The sequence below is a fragment of the Gottfriedia endophytica genome (assembly GCF_017814275.1).
Lineage (GTDB): Bacteria > Bacillota > Bacilli > Bacillales > Bacillaceae_G > Gottfriedia > Gottfriedia endophytica.
The window spans coordinates 37491-58177 of the sequence record NZ_JAGIYQ010000004.1; the positions used below are offsets into that span (position 1 = coordinate 37491).

The 20687-nt window shown below is 36.0% G+C and carries 17 protein-coding genes and 1 other annotated feature; all 17 genes read left to right on the top strand.

What is annotated here, in order from left to right; all coding sequences use genetic code 11:
- Position 1 precedes the first annotated feature (1 nt).
- The 17 genes from J5Y03_RS06925 (at position 2) to J5Y03_RS07005 (ending at position 20467) form a co-directional block, all read left to right on the top strand.
- Positions 2-796: an MBL fold metallo-hydrolase gene (locus J5Y03_RS06925; protein ID WP_209403968.1), complete on the top strand. Its 795-nt coding sequence runs from the start codon at positions 2-4 to the stop codon at positions 794-796.
- A gap of 84 nt (positions 797-880) precedes the next feature.
- On the top strand, positions 881-1069 hold the full coding sequence (locus tag J5Y03_RS06930) for a CxxH/CxxC protein (protein ID WP_209403970.1): 189 nt from the start codon (positions 881-883) through the stop codon (positions 1067-1069).
- 59 nt (positions 1070-1128) lie between these two features.
- Positions 1129-1608: a 23S rRNA (pseudouridine(1915)-N(3))-methyltransferase RlmH gene (rlmH, locus tag J5Y03_RS06935; RefSeq protein WP_209403972.1), complete on the top strand. Its 480-nt coding sequence runs from the start codon at positions 1129-1131 to the stop codon at positions 1606-1608.
- 561 nt (positions 1609-2169) lie between these two features.
- Positions 2170-2589, top strand: coding sequence for a DUF6526 family protein (locus J5Y03_RS06940; protein ID WP_209403974.1), 420 nt, complete (start codon positions 2170-2172; stop codon positions 2587-2589).
- 108 nt (positions 2590-2697) lie between these two features.
- Complete coding sequence (gene nagZ / locus J5Y03_RS06945) at positions 2698-4437, top strand: beta-N-acetylhexosaminidase (RefSeq protein ID WP_209403976.1); 1740 nt, start codon at positions 2698-2700, stop codon at positions 4435-4437.
- Positions 4438-5092: 655 nt separating this feature from the next.
- Positions 5093-6061: a 2-keto-3-deoxygluconate permease gene (locus tag J5Y03_RS06950; protein WP_245208803.1), complete on the top strand. Its 969-nt coding sequence runs from the start codon at positions 5093-5095 to the stop codon at positions 6059-6061.
- A gap of 226 nt (positions 6062-6287) precedes the next feature.
- On the top strand, positions 6288-8006 hold the full coding sequence (locus J5Y03_RS06955) for an NAD-dependent malic enzyme (RefSeq protein WP_209403978.1): 1719 nt from the start codon (positions 6288-6290) through the stop codon (positions 8004-8006).
- Between the two features lie 402 nt (positions 8007-8408).
- The gene (dcuS, locus tag J5Y03_RS06960) at positions 8409-10010 is read left to right on the top strand and encodes a DcuS/MalK family sensor histidine kinase (protein ID WP_209403980.1); all 1602 of its coding nucleotides are present in this window, start codon (positions 8409-8411) and stop codon (positions 10008-10010) included.
- Complete coding sequence (locus tag J5Y03_RS06965; RefSeq protein ID WP_209403982.1) at positions 10007-10714, top strand: response regulator; 708 nt, start codon at positions 10007-10009, stop codon at positions 10712-10714. Before dcuS ends, J5Y03_RS06965 begins: the two co-directional genes overlap by 4 nt.
- A gap of 295 nt (positions 10715-11009) precedes the next feature.
- Positions 11010-11288: a hypothetical protein gene (locus J5Y03_RS06970; RefSeq protein WP_209403984.1), complete on the top strand. Its 279-nt coding sequence runs from the start codon at positions 11010-11012 to the stop codon at positions 11286-11288.
- A gap of 177 nt (positions 11289-11465) precedes the next feature.
- Positions 11466-11687: a binding site (T-box leader), on the top strand.
- A gap of 83 nt (positions 11688-11770) precedes the next feature.
- Complete coding sequence (gene tyrS, locus J5Y03_RS06975) at positions 11771-13030, top strand: tyrosine--tRNA ligase (protein WP_209403985.1); 1260 nt, start codon at positions 11771-11773, stop codon at positions 13028-13030.
- Between the two features lie 204 nt (positions 13031-13234).
- Positions 13235-13426 (top strand): hypothetical protein, encoded by a 192-nt coding sequence (locus J5Y03_RS06980; RefSeq protein WP_209403987.1) that lies wholly within the window; start codon positions 13235-13237, stop codon positions 13424-13426.
- Between the two features lie 559 nt (positions 13427-13985).
- Entirely contained in the window at positions 13986-15425 is a 1440-nt protein-coding gene (gene tyrP, locus J5Y03_RS06985; RefSeq protein WP_209403989.1) for a tyrosine-tyramine antiporter, read from the top strand.
- A gap of 56 nt (positions 15426-15481) precedes the next feature.
- Positions 15482-17344, top strand: a complete 1863-nt coding sequence (gene tdc / locus J5Y03_RS06990) for a tyrosine decarboxylase (RefSeq protein ID WP_209403991.1) — start codon at positions 15482-15484, stop codon at positions 17342-17344.
- A gap of 124 nt (positions 17345-17468) precedes the next feature.
- The gene (pdxK, locus tag J5Y03_RS06995) at positions 17469-18281 is read left to right on the top strand and encodes a pyridoxine/pyridoxal/pyridoxamine kinase (RefSeq protein ID WP_209403994.1); all 813 of its coding nucleotides are present in this window, start codon (positions 17469-17471) and stop codon (positions 18279-18281) included.
- A 176-nt stretch (positions 18282-18457) separates the two neighbouring features.
- Positions 18458-19843 (top strand): Na+/H+ antiporter NhaC, encoded by a 1386-nt coding sequence (gene nhaC / locus J5Y03_RS07000; protein WP_209403996.1) that lies wholly within the window; start codon positions 18458-18460, stop codon positions 19841-19843.
- 330 nt (positions 19844-20173) lie between these two features.
- A complete protein-coding gene (locus J5Y03_RS07005; protein WP_209403998.1) occupies positions 20174-20467 on the top strand; it encodes a YerC/YecD family TrpR-related protein in 294 nt (97 codons plus the stop codon).
- The last annotated feature ends 220 nt before the right edge of the window (positions 20468-20687 follow it).

The window sequence follows — 20687 nt, forward strand, 5'->3', positions numbered from 1 at the left end:
AATGAGTTTGCATTTTAGTGTACTTGCAAGTGGAAGTACAGGAAATGCGGTATACGTTGGTACTGATCAAACGAAACTTCTTGTTGACGTAGGATTGAGCGGTAAAGCGATGGAAGCTTTATTTAAAGAAATTAATAGGGATATCAAAGAAGTATCTGGTATCCTCGTCACACATGAGCATAGTGATCATATTAAAGGGCTTGGTGTTCTCGCAAGAAAATACCAAGTCCCAATTTATGCAAATGAAAAAACTTGGAGAGCGATGAATTCACTAATTGGAGAAGTGCCTACTGACCAAAAATTTATATTTAATATGGAAACTACTCATACATTTGGTGATTTAGAGGTCGAGTCTTTTGGAGTTTCACATGATGCTGCAGAACCAATGTTTTACGTATTTCATCACGAAGGAAAGAAAATAGTTACAATTACAGATACTGGTTATGTTAGCGATCGGATGAAGGGGACTATTAAAAATGCGGATATGTACGTTTTTGAAAGTAACCACGATGTAGACATGCTAAGAATGGGAAAATATCCATGGAATATTAAAAGAAGAATTCTAAGCGACGTTGGACATGTTTCTAACGAAGATGCTGCACTTGCGATGGCTGATGTAATTGGTGAAAATACAAAACGAATTTATTTAGCTCATTTGAGCCAGGATAATAACATGAAAGAACTAGCAAAAATGACTGTTACTCAAGTGTTAGAAAGCAAAGAATTAGGTGTAAATAATCAGTTTACAATTCATAATACTGATCCAAAGAAACCAACTGAACTTGTTTACATTTAAAGGTTTGAAGGGAGGAATCTACACTGATTCCTCTTTTTTTATAACATTAAAATAGATTAATACGTTTGGAGGAAAAAGAGTAAAATGAAAGAGATATATAGTTGCTTGGAGCATGTTGAATTTGCATTAGATGATTATGTGGATAAGTATAATCAAGTACCAGTGTTGAATAATGTCGAAGATGCAAATAAACTATCCACAACCTGTGAATATTGTCAAAATAAGGCCATATATATTGTGTCGAACACAGATTCGCCTACTAAATGTGGATAGATTTTGTGAATATGTGGATAACTTTTGTGAATAACTTGTTCGTAAAGTGAGGATACATTGTGAATATCTTAATAGTAAGCGTTGGAAAACTGAAAGAGAAGTACTTAAAGCAAGGAATTGAAGAATATATAAAGAGGCTTTCGAGTTATGCGAAAGTAGAAATAATAGAAGTTCCAGATGAAAAAGCACCAGAAAACTTAAGTGATGCAGATATGGTTATTGTGAAGGAAAAAGAGGGAGAAAGAATTCTTGGAAAGATTTCAGATGATACATATGTGATTGCTTTAGCGATCGATGGAAAAATGCACTCATCCGAGTCATTAGCAAAACGTATGGATCAGCTTGCTACATATGGAAACAGTAAAGTGGCTTTTGTGATAGGAGGATCACTTGGCCTAAGTGATTCTGTTATGAAAAGGGCAGATGAAACACTATCTTTTTCGAAGATGACATTTCCGCATCAATTAATGAGATTGATTTTGGTGGAGCAGATTTATAGGGCTTTTCGGATTAATCGGAATGAACCGTATCATAAATAGAGGCGGATTTTTGTAATAATCCCCCCAATATATTCCCAAAGAAGACAAAGGTGCTATAAAAAATAGCATCTTTTTTGGGTGCTTATCTATAAAGGGCTAATAATTCCTACCAATCTTTGGTTGCCTTGTTTGACGTTAACTTGGAGTGCAGAAAATATTTATAAAATAAATCCGACCAAAAAATCATATTAAAAAATGATCATTTAGACAGCTTTTTGATTTATTTGCTGACCATTGCCAATCCCCACTTCCACTCTAGTTTTCAAATGATTTGGGGCATGCATATAATCTTTATTGATGTAAAATAGCTTTTCTGCTCAAAAAGCCAGGAGAACCGTCCCCGTAACTTAGCCCTTTCATTTTCTGTATTATACGATTACGATTAGGAATATATTAAGTAAAAAGGGGGACTATCTTAAGTTTTTACAGAATGCGATTATTGATGTATAAGGACTTTCAAAAAACTACGGAGCATTTAAAGCGGCTGGTTAATCACAGCCTTTGTGGTGGCTAGTTATACCTTTAAATGGGAGTGAAAAAACAATTTTAGGAGGAACGCGTATGAATCAAAATTATAAGAATCATAGGAGAATGGATCCGCTTTTTCATATTATCCTTTTACTATTTTTATTATTTACCTTAGTAGCAGCCATTATTTTTATGTTCAAAAATGGATTCGATTTAACGTCTATCCTCATATTGGCCATCGTTGTGATTTTGGTCATCATATATATCTTAATTCGCCAGTACCCTTTAAAGGCTCAGGATCGCGCAATTAGAGCAGAGGAGAATCTGCGAAATTATGTTTTGACAGGAAAATTGCTGGATGAAAAACTAACAATGGGCCAAATTATCGCCCTTCGCTTTGCAAGTGATGCCGAGCTTCCAGCCTTAAGCGAAAAGGCTGTTTCAGAAAATCTGAGTCCCGATGAAATTAAGAAACAGATTACGAATTGGAAGGTAGATTATTATAGAATATAGTAGTAAAAAAGGATGACGATCGTTTGACGAAGTGAGCGGAATGGTTAATAAGTTCAATAATCAATTGAAATTGTAAATACAAGTAAAGCCGGGGAAAGGATTTATGGTATGAGTAAACGACGTACTTCCGTTTTGAAACCAATTGTTTTTTCGATTCTCATCCTCATCCTTATTCTAGTAGTTGGCTATTATTTTTTCGTCGGGGACCGAGGTGAGAAGCAGCCAACTAAGGAAACTCACAATACAACACCCCCAACTAAGAATCAACCATCCGATTCAAGTGAAGTTCATACATCGAATCCAGAGACCTTGATACTTAACACCTTTTCACTTTCTAAGGAAGGTAAGGTAGTCAATTCTCCTTTCATTTCCGGTAAGACCGAAGAAATGGACATAACGAATCGATGGGGAAAGCCGAACCAAATGGCGAAAACTTCAAGTGGGATGTACGAAGAATATCCACAGCACCGTGTAGTCGTGGGGTTTCTTGGAGAAATCGCGAACGATATTAGGTCTTATGATTCGGAATTACAGACCATTCCATTAAATGAAATCAAGAAGGCAGGCGGCGAACCTGACGAGGTACGGTACTACCAAGATCAATCCCATAGCCAAATCATTCTTGTTTATCATGTAAACTCTACAACGGATTTAAAATGGATATTACCAAAACCAACCGGCCAGGAACCGAATCCAAAAGTGGATCATATTTCTGTCTATACCCAAGTGAAAAGCCAATCAGACCAACAAAAGAGAATTGCGGATCTCCTTTCCGGAATGAGTTTAGATGAGAAAATTGGGCAGATGATTATTGCTGGTATTTCTGGTACAAAAGAAGATACACAGTCAAAAAATTTAATCACGAAATACAAAGTTGGAGGGATCATTTTTTACCCTGAAAATCTAGTAAATCCAGTGCAAACCGTTCAACTATTGAATCAATTAAAGAATGATAATACTCCCAATCCTTTACCACTATTGTTAAGTGTGGACCAAGAAGGTGGACGTATTTCCAGGCTGCCTGGAGGAGTTAAGAAATTCCCAACCAATAAAGAGATTGGATCCATAAATAATTCCCAGTTTTCTTATAAAGTGGGAACTATTTTAGGCAAGGAGTTAAAAGGATTTGGCTTCAATCTTGATTTCGCACCAGTTCTTGATGTCAACAGCAATCCGAACAATCCAGTAATAGGGGATAGGTCATTTGGAAAAAATCCGGACGTTGTCAGTAAACTTGGCATGCAAACCATGAAAGGGATTCAGTCGCAAAATATCATCGCAACGATTAAGCATTTTCCGGGGCATGGAGATACATCGGTTGATTCCCATCTCGAACTGCCAATCGTCAATAAAAATCTGACGGAACTAAAAAAATTGGAATTAATCCCTTTTGAGCGTGCCATCGATAATGGGGCCGATGTGGTTATGGTAGCGCATATCTTACTGCCAAAACTTGATGCCAATTATCCAGCTTCGATGTCCCAAAAGATCATCACGGATATCCTTAGAAAACGATTTGCATTCAATGGTGTTGTGATTACGGATGACATGACCATGAAGGCCGTAACGGACCATTTTAACATAGGCCAGGCTGCAGTAGATTCTGTCAAAGCTGGTAGTGATATCATTTTAGTGGCACATGATTATAACAAAATAGTCGGAACCATTGCTTCCATAAAAAGTGCTGTTCAAAAAGGAGAAATATCGGAACAAAGAATTAATGACAGTGTCAGCAGAATTATGAAGTTAAAAAGGAAATATGGAATTATCAATAAGAATGTGCGAAATGTAAATATTGGTGAGATGAACCAAGCGATTACCAATCTCCTAGCTGAGTATGTAAAATAAAAGGAAATGCCAAGAGAGAAAATTTGAGGAGTTCATACTATTAGCAAGTAATTGGCAAGGATTTGAAAGAGGAAAATCTTATACCAAGGATGGATTATAGCGACTGAGGTAAAGCCAAGAAAAAATGCTTTCAAATCTTAAATACTAAGCCTAATTTGACAATCCCTCCTTACACAATTATACGGGGGATTGTCTTTTTTAAGTATTGGAAAGACACTTTTAAAATTACAGATACAAAAAAATCTTTTTGAATACATGGATTAACTCTCCCTGCAATAAAAAGCTAAGGTTTTCAAAAGTTTTTACATAGAATATAAAACGCCCGAAATTGCTCCGGACCCAGATAAAAGATCGTACTAAGTTAATTTTTACAAGATAAATTTCTTAATCGCATAGGCAACACCATCACCTAATAAAAAAAGTAAGGAGTTTTTGAAACTGCTTACTTTTTTTATTTACAAAAAGGATTATTAAACTTTCATAAACTATGAAAACGGTTTTCATCCGAATATGATAGACAGGTAACAAAACAAAAGGGAGATTAAAACATAGTACAACATGCAAGAAAATTGGAACCGCTTTCTGAAATTGTTGGAGCAATTGGTAAAATAATGGATTCATTCGAGATTATAAAACTATTTTAGGAGGGGTAAAAATGCAAATTCCAATTAAGAAAACGCTTGATAAAATTCCAGGTGGTCTTATGGTTGTTCCGCTTTTTTTAGGAGTATTAACGAATACCTTTTTCCCGCAATTTTTAAAAATTGGAAGTTTTACAACGGCATTATTTAGTAAAGAAGCATCATCTACCATTTTGGCATGTTTTATGTTTTTAATTGGTTCACAAATTAATTTCAAATTAGCACCAAAGGCATTAAAAAAAGGTGCAATATTATTAACAGGAAAATTTATAGTGGGTGCTGGTATAGGTTTAACTGTAGCAGCGATTTTTGGGCCTGCCGGAATACTAGGATTATCACCATTAGCCATCCTTGCAGCGTTATTAAATGCTAATGGTGGATTATATGCATCTCTTGCTTCACAGTATGGTGACGAAACTGATGTAGGCGCATATGCTTTATTTTCTTTAAAAGATGGTCCATTTTTCACATTAGTTGCATTAGGTGCATCTGGCCTTGCTACAATTCCTTTTCAAACACTTGTAGGAGTATTAATTCCAATCGTAATAGGAATGATTTTAGGAAATATTGATCCTGATATGAGAAAGTTCCTTGGAAGCAGTAAATTATTATTAATCCCATTCTTCTCATTCCCATTAGGTGCAGGAATGAATCTTTCAACGATTATAAAAGCGGGAGGTCCTGGCATATTACTAGGATTAATAGCCGCATTCACTGGAATTGGAGCTTACTTACTTTTGAAGTTATTTAAAGAAAATCCTATCGTTGGTTTAGCAACAGGGTCAACTGCAGGAAATGCTGTAGCTACACCAGCTGTTGTTGCAGCAGCAGATCCAACCTTAGCTCATATAGCACCAGGAGCTACTGCACAAGTTGCAGCTGCATGTGTAATATCCGCAATAGTCTGTCCGATTATTGTTAATTATGCATTTAAAATGTCCGAAAAGAAAAAAGCTAAAAAACCAATTTCAAGTGCAGCATGACAATAAAGTAAAAATCTACTGTTATCCTGGCCATCATGCTGCTGAAGCTTGTAAGCCAATTTGAAAATGAAACAAAGACAAAGCAGCCAGCGGTTTCACTGTCTGCTTTGTTTAGTTACAAAAAAGGGTCATTAAGTTAAAAAAACTAGTGGGATAAGGAAAATTTTATTAACATGGTTGCGGTATTGTCGGAATAGCTATTTTAAGATAGAAGGAAGGAAACACCATGAATGTACCTGAGAATGTTATTATAACTACAATAAAAGGAAAAGAAGTTCTCTCCAATCCTTTTTTAAATAAAGGAACAGCTTTTACGAAAGAGGAAAGGGAAGACCTTGGACTTGAAGGACTGTTACCACCACAAGTACTCACCCTTGATGAACAAGTTAATAGGGTCTATGAACAATATTCGATGCGGACTACGAATCTGTTCAAAAACGGGCTGCTTTATGATTTATATAACCGCAATGTTGTTTTGTTTTACCGTCTTTTGAAAGAACATCTCGCAGAAATGCTCCCTATCATCTACACTCCTACTGTCGGCGATGCAATCCAGTCATACTCCCATAGCTACAGTCGCCCAGGTGGCTTATATCTTTCCATTGATGATCCTGAGGGCATTGAAAAGGCATTTTATAATCTAGGAAAGCCCAAAAATGGTATTGATTTAATCGTCGTTACCGACTCTGAAAGCATTCTTGGTATTGGGGATCAAGGGATAGGCGGTATTAATATTGCGATTGGTAAACTTGCCGTGTACACGGCTGCAGCTGGTATTGATCCAAGCCGTGTTCTGCCAGTTGTACTGGATGTTGGTACGAACAACCAGGCATTGATTGCCGATCCTATGTATATCGGTAACAAATTCCCACGTGTCCGTGGCGAGCGTTACGACGAATTCATTGATATTTTCATCCAGACTGCAAGAAAGTTCTTCCCCGAAGTGCTTCTTCACTGGGAGGACCTTGGAAATGTGAACGCGCGTAAAATCATGGACAAATATGGTGATCGAATTCTTACCTTTAACGATGATATCCAGGGAACAGGTGCCGTTACTCTTGCTGGTATTATGTCTGCTTTGAAAGTAACAGGAGAATCCCTGAAGGACCAGCGCATTGTTGTCTTTGGACCAGGTGCTGCCGGCATCGGTAACGCAGACCAAATGGCAGATGCCATGGTTCTAGAAGGGTCGACCAGAGAAGAAGCCTATGATCGTTTCTGGGCTGTAGACTATCGGGGTCTACTAACAGATGAAACACCAGATGTTCTGAACTTCCAGAAGCCTTATACAAGAAAGGTGGATGAAGTTAAGGACTGGGAAAAGAATGAGGACGGGATCATTTCATTAATGGAAGTAGTTCAAAGGGTGAAGCCAACCATCCTGATTGGTACTTCCGGACAAGCCGGTGCCTTCACTGAGGATATTATAAAAGAGATGGCCAAGCACGTTGAACGTCCAATCATCATGCCAATGTCCAACCCGACTGCGCTGGCTGAAGCAGTGCCAGAAAACCTAATCAAATGGACAGATGGCAAGGCGTTAATTGCGACTGGCAGCCCTTTTGCCGATGTAAAATACAAAGGTGTTACCTATGAAATCGGGCAGTCAAACAACGCATTTGTATTCCCAGGGCTTGGACTTGGAGCAATTGTTGCAAAAGCTGAAATCATCTCAAAAGGAATGTTCGCAGCAGCAGCACATGCAGTTGCCAAAATGTCAGATACCAGCACATCAGGCGCATCCCTGCTGCCATCCATTGAAAAACTTCATGAAGTCTCAAAATACGTAGCCATTGAAGTAGCCCATGCTGCAATACACGAAGGAATTGCAAGAATAGATATTCAAGATGTTGAAAATGCTATTGAAGATGCTATGTGGAAACCAGAGTATAAAGAAATTAAGAGTGTAGGTATTTGGACAAAGATTAATTCCTATGCATATTAAATAGTTAAATAAAATGCCTGTACTCATGGTAATTGATCGAACTTTCGGTATTCCAGTCAGTGACAGGCATTTTTGTAATAAACTAGATTAAATGGGGCCAATTCTTTTTTGGGAAATCTTTCATATATACGGTTTATTGCTGAGTATTGGAAAGCGAATGACACGAAAAAGGAATAAAAGAGCCTAAATATTGAATAAAAAATAAAGATGGAGTTTTACGTTGACTCCATCTTTATTTCTTTACCATACCTTGCTTACCTCAATCATGGCGGGAGCAATTTTATTAATAAGATGATTTAATATAGAGACTGCAAAGCTCTTCCAGAGAGCTTCGCGGTCTCTAAGTATGTAATAGGTAAACCTTATTCATACTATAATTAAGCAGATAATCTGGAGGAGATTATGAAAAAGGGCAGATTTAGTTTACAAGCCAGCATTATTATTTTTGTTTGCCTTGTCGTCGCTTTGTCACTTGGTATAACCGATTTGTTAATCAGTAAGAGAATTACCTCCAGTGTGGAAGAGACACAGAAAGAAAAGGCACTCAATATTGCAAAGATGGTTTCTCTTAGCCCGCAAGTGATTGGATCTCTTGAGGGGAAAACAAATCCGACAGAAGTACAAGCTTTTGCCAATCAAATAAAAGTTAAAACGCATGTTAACTTCGTTGTCGTCATGGATATGAAAGGAATCCGGCTTTCCCATCCGGATCCCAGTGAAGTGGGAAAGAAATTCAGGGGAGGAGATGAAGGGCCAGCCCTTCGCGGGAAAGAGTATGTATCCATCTCAAAGGGTATTCTCGGCCCCTCCATGCGGGCATTTACCCCAATAATAAATTCACAGGGAAAACAAGTCGGCGCAGTTGCCGTAGGGATTTCTTTGGAAAACGTAACCAAGGCTGTACATAAAGGTCGGATGGGTATGGTGATCGGGACATTAATCGGAATACTGATCGGGGTAACTGGTGCAGTGGTCTTGGCCAGGTTTATCAAAAAAATCCTTTTGGGACTCGAGCCGTTCGCTATTGCCAGGCTGCTTGAAGAGCGGAGTTCTATGCTCCAGTCTGTCCGTGAGGGCATTATAGCCATTGACCAAGAAGGAAAAATTACCCTTGTAAACAGGGCAGCTCGAAAGCTTTTTAAAAAAGCCGGCCTAGAAGGGAATCCAATAGGATTCAAAATAGAAGACTATTTGCCTGAGACCCGTTTAACCCGTATTTTGCAGTCTGGAGAAACTGAGGTTGATCAGGAACAGGATCTGCATGGGGTTACTATTTTGGTAAACAGGGTACCGGTAGTGGTGGATAATCAGCCGGTTGGAGCAATCGCTACATTCCGTGATAAAACGGAAGTTCAGTTATTGGCCGAACAGCTCACAGGTGTACGCAATTATGCGGATGCCCTCCGTGCCCATGCCCATGAATTCATGAATAAGCTGCATGTCATTCTTGGCCTTGTTCGTACCGAGCAATATGATACACTTGCGAACTATGTGAGTGAAACGGTTAACCACCGGGAAACGGAAAATGGTTTTGTAACCGAGAATGTCCAGGATCCGGTTCTAGCCGGATTTTTGATTGGCAAGCAAAGCTTTGCAAGAGAATCAGGTGCCTCACTATCATTTGATTGCTCCAATAAGCTTCCCCAGCCTGCGAACCCAGAAATCACCCATGAACTGATAACGATTATTGGAAATCTCGTCAATAATGCAATGGAAGCTATAGCGGACAGTCCTATCAAAAAAGTTGACTTAAAGCTTGATTACGCAGAGGATATTTTAACAATCGAGGTTAAGGATACAGGGATGGGAATGACGAAGGCAATGCAAAATAAAATATTGGATAAAGGCTTCTCCACGAAAGGAGATAACCGCGGGTTCGGGCTATATCTTTTAGCTCAGGCTATTGAAAGACTAGAAGGGGACCTAATCATTTCTTCCAAACCGGGAAAGGGAACGAATTTTGCGGTGTATATACCTTATAAAGCAGAGGATGAAGAGGAATGATCAATGTAATGATTGTCGAAGACGACCCTATGGTGGCGGAAATTAATAAACGATACCTTTCTAAGATTGGTGGGTTCCGTTTGACTACTATAGCCAATTCAGTTGATGATGCTATCCTTTTGCTTGGAAAGGAAAATATACAGCTTATACTTCTGGATATTTTTATGCCGGGCAAACAGGGATTAGAGCTACTTTCGTACCTCCGGAAAAATGAACTTGAAATCGATGTAATCATTATTTCGGCTGCATCGGATCTGGAGCGAATCAAGAAGGCATTAAGGTACGGCGTTGTCGATTATTTAATAAAGCCTTTTGAATTTGAAAGGTTCAATACTGCTCTAGTCAGCTATCAGCAAAAGACCCGGTTTACCGATAAACTGGAAGCAGTCAGCCAACAGGAGCTCGATAATTATCTATTGCACAGGGATGAAGCTGCAGTAGTTGAAGAGCTCCCAAAAGGGTTGACTAAGGATACCTTAAAGCAAGTATGGGAAGCGGTTCAGGAATTGAAGGAGGTGCCGTTTTCCACCGAAGAAGTGGCAAATGTTGTGGGCATTTCAAGGGTCTCAGCGAGAAAGTATCTGAACTTCTTAAAGGATTTAGGAATCCTTGATGTCAAGGTTATATATGGGACCATCGGAAGGCCTGTTTACCAGCATGAATATAACCAAATTAAAGAGTACTTAATAAAAAATTTTCTGTAAGTGGTTTTTAAAACTGCTTACTTTTTTAGTTTTAAAAAGAATTATTAAACCTTCATAAACTTTGAAAACGATTTACTTGGGAATATTTAGAACAGAGGAATTTGACAGTAGTAAAAGGATACTTTATCGGTTTAAGCTATTAGTCGATAAGGGAAAGTGGAAGGTACACTTCATCAACAGAAAAAGTTATACAGAAATTTGTATACAAATGGTAGTGTAATTATAGAATGTATTGAAGTAGAAATGAAAGAGTTACTAAGCTATCTGGCAAAAAAGTTTTTATAGGGGGTGGACTATGAAGTGGTACTTAATTATTAGTCAAATATTATATTCCATTACTTTAATTGCTTGGTTTTTTATTTGGGGTATATCATTTATGGTCTTTGACAGTGGGATAATCAATATATTTAATGTTTCTTTTGTTATTATTATTACTTTATACCCGGTTGCAGTAATCCTTTGTTCGTTATTAGCGTGGAAGATGAGAATAAAAAAGAGAGAACTTGCATTTATTATTAATTTAGTTCCGATGATATGGGTTATTGGCTTCTCCCTTTTACTATTTTTATCTTGAATAAAGGATATATTCCTTTTCTAAATCTGCAATAATAGGAAAAGAAGCAAGGTACATCCGAAACGTATTGTTATTTTTATATAATAAAATAATAGAAATGTGAACATTTTTAAAATATTTTTTTATATAATTGACAATGAAATGTTATTTCTCTATAATTGGCTATAATTTAATATATCAAATACGTCGAAAGAGCCCAGTAGCAGTTTGTCACTGTTATTTAGAAAGCTAGGGGTTGATGGAACCTAGCACAAACAAACTTGTGAATTACACTCTGGAGTATCTTAGGTAATGCTAAGCGGAGCAGCAATCGATACTATTGCTAAGAGTGGTACGAATAGTAGAATACATGCTATTTGTGCAATCTGGGTGGTAACACGGTTAAAGATCGTCCCTATGTCTAGTGCAGACATAGGGACTTTTTTTATCTGTTTACCAAACTAGGGTAAGCAAAATTTACAAATAAAAGGAGCTGGAAAGACATGAACATCATTGATGAATTGGAATGGCGCGATGCCATTAATCAACAAACAGATGCAGAAGGATTACGTAAACTAGTAGAAGAGAAAAAGATTTCCTTGTACTGTGGTGTAGATCCAACTGGTGACAGCATGCATATTGGACATTTAATTCCGTTTATGATGATGAAACGTTTCCAATTAGCTGGGCATCATCCAGTTATTTTAATTGGAGGAGCAACGGGAACAATCGGTGATCCAAGTGGACGCCAAACAGAAAGACAACTTCAAACATTAGAGCAAGTACAACAAAATGTTGACGCATTAACAGCACAAATGCAAAAGCTATTTGACTTTGGCGGGAACAGCGAAGTGAAAATGGTTAATAACTATGATTGGACGAAAGATGTAAGTATCCTTGATTTCCTACGTGATTACGGTAAAAACTTTAGTATAAATACTATGCTAGGAAAAGATATCGTATCAAGTCGTTTAGAAACAGGGATTTCATTTACAGAATTCTCATACCAAATTTTACAATCAATGGATTTCCACCACTTATTCAAAGCAGAAGATGTGCAACTTCAAATCGGTGGTAGTGACCAATGGGGAAATATTACAAGCGGTTTAGACTTAATTCGTAAAAAAGAAGGACCAGAAGCAAAAGTATTTGGATTAACAATTCCATTGCTATTGAAATCAGACGGCACGAAGTTTGGTAAAACAGCAGGAGGAGCGATTTGGTTAGATCCTGAAAAGACAACACCATTTGAATTCTACCAGTTCTGGTTGAACACAGATGATCGTGATGTTGTTAAATACTTAAAATTCTTCACATTCTTAACGAAAGATAGAATTGACGAATTAGCTGCTAAGGTTGAAACAGAACCTCATAAACGTGAAGCTCAAAAAGTATTAGCAGAAGAAATGACGAAGTTTGTTCATAGTGAAAATGCATTATTACAAGCAGAAAAAATTACAGCAGCATTATTCAGTGGAGATATTAAATCGTTAACTGCTGATGAAATTGAACAAGGGTTTAAAGATATGCCGACTTTCCATGCTACAGAAGAAACAAAAAATATTGTCGATTGGTTAGTCGATTTAGGAATTGAACCTTCTAAACGCCAAGCAAGAGAAGATATTAATAATGGAGCTATTTTAATGAATGGAGATAAAGTAACAGATGTAAACACAGATGTTACGGCTGAAAATTCATTTGATGGAAGATTTATTATTATCCGTAAAGGTAAAAAGAATTACAGCTTGGTAAAATTAGGGTAATTATACGCAAAAATGACATTCCCACTTTCTATTAGGTGGGCGAGGGCACCTGGCCATATGGTCAGGGCCTTTTTTTACCTTATGCAAAGGTTAAATAAAGAGGAAAGTAGCTAATGGAAAGAAGCTAAATGTGAAATTTCCCAAGAAAAATTGTTAACATTTCGTGAACATAGAAGTAAATTTCCTCTTCGGAAAAGTAAAATTATGACATCTAGACGTTTAATCGGTTACGGAAAATTGTTAAAAAGTAAAATAGAGGAATTGGTAAATGAAAATAAATTTCATTTATGTATGGATGAATTATGCATAAACAATTCAATTGTAAATCATGCTTTCGTAAATATGTTAGACTGGCATCCGGGTTTAAGAGAAGATGAAAAACCTTTTTTAGAATAATAATCAGCCCTTTTAGTAGTAGAAGAGTGTAGCAAATTCACTCTTCTTTTTTAATGGTTTTTATTGTGAAACCCGATTATGTTTTTATTCAATTTAATGAATAATTATTCTATCTATTTTTATAAATAAACTGTTTAATACTTTAACGGATGAAAGCATAAAATCGTTAATGATTTAAATGAAAAGTTTCTTTTTTTTGGTAATAAACATTGTCAAATTAACGTTTTGTAGGTTGTTGACAAAACAAAAGAACAGGAGTAGACTGACGTCATAAATTGATTGTGCAACATTTCACAATCATAAATACAGAGTATTATTTCATGAATATTATTCATCCGATTTATGAAAAAGTGAGTGGATGTATTCTACGAATTCATAACTCTGTTTAAAGAAGAAAGGGATGATTCAATAGGATCTACAAATTTTGTCTCAAATATTTTGTTTTAATACCCTAGTTTTTAATGTTTGTATTTTGACAGTACAGGCCCTTTGAAAATTAGCGTATTAGTTCAGTTTATTTCTTCTATGAAATTTAAATAAGGGAAAGAAGGATAAAGTCATGGCCAAGGCAAAAAAATTAACGCTCTTTGGGTTAATTGGTATTACGATGGCATTCTTTGGCACTGTACGTAGTGTACCGACGCTTGCTATTACAGGATGGACGTCAATTTTTTATATGTTAATTGCTGCACTTGTATTTGCTCTTCCTATTGCGCTCATGTCAGCCGAACTTTCAACAGGCTTTCCTGAAGAAGGTGGCCCTCAAGTATGGGTAAGAAATGCATTAGGTGAAAAATGGGGATTCGTTACCTCGTGGTTATTATGGGTTCAAATGTTTTTCGGAATGGTAATGGTTTCTTCAACAGTTGGTGTTTTATTCGGTTACGTTATTAATAAACCAGCACTATCTTCAAATAACTATTTTATTTTTGCCGTAATCTTAATTTCATACTGGGGTGTAACTTTATTAAACCTTAAGTTTGACATGGTAAAAATCGCAGGTAACTGGGGTGCCGTGATTGGTGTTTATATCCCGTTTGTGATTTTAGTAGTTTTAGGTGTTATCTATATGATTAAAAATGGCATTCAGCCAAATAGTTACTTAGGAAATTTCAAACCAAGTGACTTAATACCAAATTTAAAAGATTTAGGAAGCTTAGCGTATTTATCAGGGATTATCTTCATTTTTGCAGGGGTAGAGATTTCATCTGTACATGCAAATAATATTGAAAATCCGAAACGTAACTATCCAGTTGCTGTTATCGCTTCTGTTATTTTACTAGTAATCTTTAATATTATCGCTGGTTTAACCGTTTCTAACGCAGTGCCACGCGGTCATATAGAGTTAGCTAATATTACACAACCATACTTGATTTTCTGTGAAAATTTAGGAATTCCAACTATCTTTGTTAACATTATTTCTTTAATGATTTTAATTGGTGTTTTAGTACAGCTAAGTGCATGGGTACTTGGACCAAGTAAATCGATGATTAAAGTGGCAGAGGAAGGGAATTTACCAAAATTCTTCCAAAAGAGAACAGAGAAAGGTATTCCAATCACATTTGTGATGATTCAAGCAATTGTTATTTCATTAGTATCTTTCTTATATGTAGTCGTTCCAGATGTTAATAGTGCATTCTTAATTATTACCATTACAACAACGATTCTATATGCTATCGTATATGCTTTAATTGCAATTTCAGCAATTCGCTTACGCTATAACATGCCTGATGCTAACAGACCATTTAGATTAGGTAGTAAAGGAAATGGATTAATGTGGTTTGTATCTATCGTCTCAATGATAGGTATTGTTCTAACGATTGGTGTAAGTTTGATTCCACCATCAATTTTAAAACCAAGTCAGTATACTGGTTACGTCATTTATCAAGTGACTGCAACAGTGGTTATGATAGGGATCGCTCTTGTTATTTATAAATGCAAGAAACCAGAATGGAAGAAAGAAGATCACCAAGAAGACTATTTAAAACAAGCTAATTAAAATAAATAATTCCTTATATTAACATAGTTTAATTGACAACAATGGAGGAACTGAAAATGAAATACGAAATGCCAGAAATTAATTTAAAAGCGTTATTCTTAGGAGATAAAGGAGAAAACGTAGATTTATTTAAAGAATTATTATTAAAAATGGTAGATGAGCATGTTGGTTGGAGACAAAACTATATGCCACAAGATTTACCGGTGATTACACCTCAAGATAGAAGTTCTAAAGACTTCCAAGAAACTGCAGATCATATGCGCAGTGTGTTCAATGTATTATCTTCTAAATTACGTACGCACTCTTTACCTTGGCATTCTGCTGGTCGTTTCTGGGGACATATGAACTCTGAAACATTAATGCCTGCTATTATCGCTTATACAGCAGCAATGTTATGGAATGGTAATAACGTAGCCTATGAATCTTCACCAGGCACTTCTCAAATGGAGGAAGAAGTTGGACATGAATTTGCTGCACTTATGAGCTATAAAAAAGGTGAAAGCTGGGGACATATTTGCGCAGATGGTTCTATCGCTAACATAGAGGGCTTATGGTATGCACGTAATATGAAATCCTTACCACTAGCAATTAAAGAAGTGGCTCCTGAATTTGTTGAAGGTAAATCTGAATGGGAATTACTGAATATGTCTACAGAAGAAATTCTAGAAATTTTAGATCAAATTCCTGAACAAATTGATGAAATTAAAACTCATTCTGCACGCAGTGGTAAAAATCTACAAAAATTAGGTAAATGGTTAATTCCACAAACAAAACATTATTCTTGGCTAAAAGCTGCTGATATTATCGGTGTTGGTCTTGATTGTGTAGAGCAAATCGATGTTGATGACAACTATCGTATGGACATTACTAAATTAGAAGAAAAAATTCGTGATCTAGCGGCTGATCAAATTCCTGTTTTAGGTGTTGTTGGGGTTATCGGTACAACAGAAGAAGGACAAGTAGATCGCATTGATAAAATGGTAGAACTTCGTGAAAAATTAGCAAAAGAAGGCATCTATTTCTACCTTCACGTAGATGCAGCTTACGGCGGTTATGCTCGTTCTATTTTCTTAGATGAAAATAACGAATTTATCGAATGGGATCAAATCGATGAAGTGTATGCAAAACACAACATCTTCACTGAAAAATGTGAATGGCTAACAAGAGACGTTTATGAGTCATTTAAAGCAATGAGCCAAGCAGAAACAATTACAATTGATCCACACAAAATGGGCTACATTCCTTACTCTGCGGGCGGTATCGTTATTAAAGATATTAGAATGCGCGATGTCATTTCTTACTTTGCAACATATGTATTCGAAAAAGGTGCAGATATTCCAGCCTTACTAGGTGCTTATATTCTTGAAGGTTCTAAAGCAGGTGCAACAGCAGCAGCAGTTTGGACAGCTCATAAAGTATTACCTCTAAATGTAACTGGTTATGGTAAGTTAATTGGTGCAAGTATTGAAGGAGCTTATCGTTTCTACGACTTCTTAAGTAATAAAGAATTCAAAGTTGGCGATAAAACGATTCATGTGTACCCATTAACAAAACCTGACTTTAATATGGTTGACTACGTATTTAATGAAGAAGGTAATACAGACTTAGAAAAAATGAACAAATTAAATCATGATTTCTTCGATCAAGCTTCTTATGTTAAAGGTGGATTATGTAATAATGAGTTTATTACATCTCATACTGACTTTGCTACACCTGACTACGGTAACAGCCCACTTCCATTCGTGAAGAGTCTGGGATTTAGTGAAGGAGAATGGGATCGCGAAGGTAAAGTAACGGTGCTTCGTGCTTGTGCGTTATCTCCATATGCTCATGATAAAGAAGTATTTGAAGAATATGCTGTTAAGCTAGAAAAAGCAATTCAATGCAAACTTAAAACAATCTACAATGAAACGAAATAAGTTTAATAGAATACTATTTTAATAGAATGAATGCATGACGTTAAAAATCCGTTATGCATTCATCTTTATCTAATTGATTTTATTTATTTTAGTGAAGGATAGATCAATTAAGGAGTGAAAAAAGATGGTAAAAAAAGTATTAACGATAGCAGGTTCTGATTCAAGTGGAGGAGCTGGAGTACAGGCGGATCTTAAGACATTTGAAGAGTATGGTACTTTTGGTTTAACTGCCATTACAACAATCGTCACAATGGATCCCGACAATAACTGGCATCATCATGTTCATCCGATTGATAAGGAACTTGTGCAAGCGCAATTAAAAACAATTTTTTCAGGCGGAAAATTAGATGCGATGAAAACAGGAATGCTTGGATCTATCGAACTGATTGAACTCGTAAGTGATGTAATAGAAACATACGATATGCAAAATGTTGTCATTGATCCGGTTATGGTTTGTAAAGGAGAAAACGAACCACTTCATCCTGAAAATGGCCTTGCCATTCGTGATCTTCTATTACCAAAGGCAACAATTGTAACACCAAATTTATTTGAAGCAGGCCAGTTATCTGGAATCCAAAATGTAAAAACGATTAATGATATGAAAGAAGCGGCAAAAAGAATTATTTATTTTGGTGCTAAAAATGTTGTTATAAAAGGTGGTAAATCTATAGCTGATCATAAGGCAATTGATTTACTTTATGATGGAACAGATTTTGTGCTTTATGAAGTCGAGAAAATTCATACTAACTGCAACCACGGTGCTGGGTGTACTTTTGCAGCAGCGATTACAGCCGGATTAGCTAAAGGACTTTCAGTAAAAGAGGCTGTAGCAAAGGCGAAGGACTTCACAACAGAAGGAATTAAAAAGGGATTTAATTTTAATACATTTGTTGGTCCAGTTTGGCACGGTGCTTATAATAAAGCTGAATTGCGATAACTGTTTTATATTTTAGATGAATAAGAAAGGGCATAAACATCTATTGGTGTGATTTGTATGTAATATATTCTCATCCAAAGAATTGTTTATGCCTTTTTATGTGCAATTGTTCACAAATTAATGATAAATAGATTAGTAGAAAAAATCATACACCAACTTAAAAGGAGTTTATTAAAATGAAAAGAGATGTAACTCTAAAAGAGAGTATCTTTCTTTTAGTTGTTTTATTAGCGATTATTGGAACTTGTATTATAGGGTTAAGTTTACCTCCTCAAGTTCCTATTTTAATTGCCATAGGTATTGTTATTTTATTTGCAAAAGTGAAAAGTTTTTCATGGGATACAATACATAAAGGGATTATGAATGGAATTACACCGGGTTTAATTCCGATCATTATATTTATGTTAATTGGCGTTTTAATTAGTGTTTGGATTGCAGCAGGAACAATTCCAACTATCATGATTTATGGATTTAAAATTTTATCTGCAAAATTCTTTTTACCTTCTGTTTTTGTCATATGTGCACTTGTGGGGATAATGGTGGGAAGCTCTTTTACAACCATTTCAACTGTGGGCATTGCATTTTTAGGAATGGGACAAATGATGGGCCTAAATCCAGCGATGATTGCAGGTGCTATTATATCGGGAGCTTTTCTAGGAAATAACGTTTCTCCATTATCTGATACAGCGAACTTAGCAGCTGCTATTGCAGAAGTAGATTTATTTGAACATATCCGTAGTATGATGCGGACAATTATTCCAGCTTTTGTTATAACTCTTATCTTTTTCTTATTTGTAGGACATGGAGCATCAGAATCAGCAGGAAATGAAATCGATGTACTGGTTCGTACACTCCATTCATCTTTTACTATTTCAGCTTTCACATTAATTCCAGTGTTAGTATTATTTTTATGTGCTTGGAGAAAAGTACCAGCCATTCCGACATTATTACTTAGTATAGTAGTTACAATTGTTATCTGTTTTATTTATCATCCGCATATTAGCCTTAGTCAAATAGCTTCGTATATGCAAGATGGATTTGTTTCAAATACAGGCGTAAAGAGTGTAGATGTGTTACTTACTCGCGGAGGAATGCAAAGCATGATGTGGTCTGTTTCTCTTATCCTTCTTGCTTTAGCACTAGGTGGATTATTAGTGGAAGTAAAAATTATTGAAAAGCTAATTTCTAAAATTTCGGGTATGGTAAGCACGAAAGGAAACTTAATGCTCATGACTGCATTAAGCTCTATTGGTATTAATGTTCTTTTAGGAGAGCAGTATTTATCAGTTATTTTACCTGGTGAAGCTTTTAAATCACAATTTAAGGCAATTCATGTAGATTCGAAAAATCTTTCGGGGATATTAGCGAATGCCGGAGCCGCTGTGAATCCTTTGATTCCATGGGGAGTAAGCGGTGTGTTCATCGCTGGAACACTAGGTGTATCGACGCTGCAGTATTTGCCATTCACTATATTTTGTTTAGTAATTCCTGTAATTCATGTTATTTTAGGATTTCTTGGGAATGGAAAACAACAATTAAAAGAACATAAGAAAGCTAGTTAACACATCATTTTCTATTGTAAAAGAAAATTTAACATTTTGTACAATTAGTGAAAAAGCTGGTAAATACCAGCTTTTTTTGTTGGAATAAGTTTTTTTGTATTTCATACATAATTTAGACAAAATTTTGCCACTAATATGTAATAAAGGGGCAGGATTTAAGATGAAAAAACAGTGATATAATACCTTATACTCTTTAAAGGGTTAAAGAAGATGGAAATAGGGGTGAAGTACCTTTTTCTATATTTTTCTAATATATCTTTAGAATACTTTAGCATAAGAATAGGCAACTTGTGGCGCAGCGGCTACTTTGATGAAGGTGGAGGTAGGCATATGCTAATAGATAAATTACGTGGAAAAGATTTAGATGAATTTTTTAAAGCAATGTTAACACTAAAAACTGTAGATGAGTACTATAGTTTTTTTGATGATTTATGCACAGTGAATGAAATGAAGACAATCTTTCAAAGATTTAAAGTTGCTAAAATGTTATATAACAACAACACTTATCATGAAATTGAAGAAGAAACTGGAGCTGGTACAGCAACAATTTCTCGTGTGAAGAGATCTTTAAACTATGGAAATGATATGTATAATGTTGTTTTTAGCCGTATGAAAGAAAAATAAGTTTCACTTTATCCCGTATTAACGGACAGTAAGACTGAACCAGGTAGCTTTTGAAGGAGCTCTAGAGTAATAAAAAAAGAATGGGAAGATATTACTCAAAACATCAAAGCAGAGCAGATTCAATAGTTATAGATCTGCTATTGCTTGATACAACACATTATAGAGATACATTTACTGAGAATACCATTTTAGAAGTTTATTAACAAAACCACTCCATTGT

What these genes read in the sequence shown, in the direction of transcription:
- J5Y03_RS06925 (WP_209403968.1), top strand. Translation starts at nt 2, where the DNA reads ATGAGTTTGCATTTTAGTGTACTTGCAAGTGGAAGTACAGGAAATGCG.
- J5Y03_RS06930 (WP_209403970.1), top strand. Translation starts at nt 881, where the DNA reads ATGAAAGAGATATATAGTTGCTTGGAGCATGTTGAATTTGCATTAGAT.
- J5Y03_RS06940 (WP_209403974.1), top strand. Translation starts at nt 2,170, where the DNA reads ATGAATCAAAATTATAAGAATCATAGGAGAATGGATCCGCTTTTTCAT.
- nagZ (WP_209403976.1), top strand. Translation starts at nt 2,698, where the DNA reads ATGAGTAAACGACGTACTTCCGTTTTGAAACCAATTGTTTTTTCGATT.
- J5Y03_RS06950 (WP_245208803.1), top strand. Translation starts at nt 5,093, where the DNA reads ATGCAAATTCCAATTAAGAAAACGCTTGATAAAATTCCAGGTGGTCTT.
- J5Y03_RS06955 (WP_209403978.1), top strand. Translation starts at nt 6,288, where the DNA reads ATGAATGTACCTGAGAATGTTATTATAACTACAATAAAAGGAAAAGAA.
- dcuS (WP_209403980.1), top strand. Translation starts at nt 8,409, where the DNA reads ATGAAAAAGGGCAGATTTAGTTTACAAGCCAGCATTATTATTTTTGTT.
- J5Y03_RS06965 (WP_209403982.1), top strand. Translation starts at nt 10,007, where the DNA reads ATGATCAATGTAATGATTGTCGAAGACGACCCTATGGTGGCGGAAATT.
- J5Y03_RS06970 (WP_209403984.1), top strand. Translation starts at nt 11,010, where the DNA reads ATGAAGTGGTACTTAATTATTAGTCAAATATTATATTCCATTACTTTA.
- tyrS (WP_209403985.1), top strand. Translation starts at nt 11,771, where the DNA reads ATGAACATCATTGATGAATTGGAATGGCGCGATGCCATTAATCAACAA.
- J5Y03_RS06980 (WP_209403987.1), top strand. Translation starts at nt 13,235, where the DNA reads ATGACATCTAGACGTTTAATCGGTTACGGAAAATTGTTAAAAAGTAAA.
- tyrP (WP_209403989.1), top strand. Translation starts at nt 13,986, where the DNA reads ATGGCCAAGGCAAAAAAATTAACGCTCTTTGGGTTAATTGGTATTACG.
- tdc (WP_209403991.1), top strand. Translation starts at nt 15,482, where the DNA reads ATGAAATACGAAATGCCAGAAATTAATTTAAAAGCGTTATTCTTAGGA.
- pdxK (WP_209403994.1), top strand. Translation starts at nt 17,469, where the DNA reads ATGGTAAAAAAAGTATTAACGATAGCAGGTTCTGATTCAAGTGGAGGA.
- nhaC (WP_209403996.1), top strand. Translation starts at nt 18,458, where the DNA reads ATGAAAAGAGATGTAACTCTAAAAGAGAGTATCTTTCTTTTAGTTGTT.
- J5Y03_RS07005 (WP_209403998.1), top strand. Translation starts at nt 20,174, where the DNA reads ATGCTAATAGATAAATTACGTGGAAAAGATTTAGATGAATTTTTTAAA.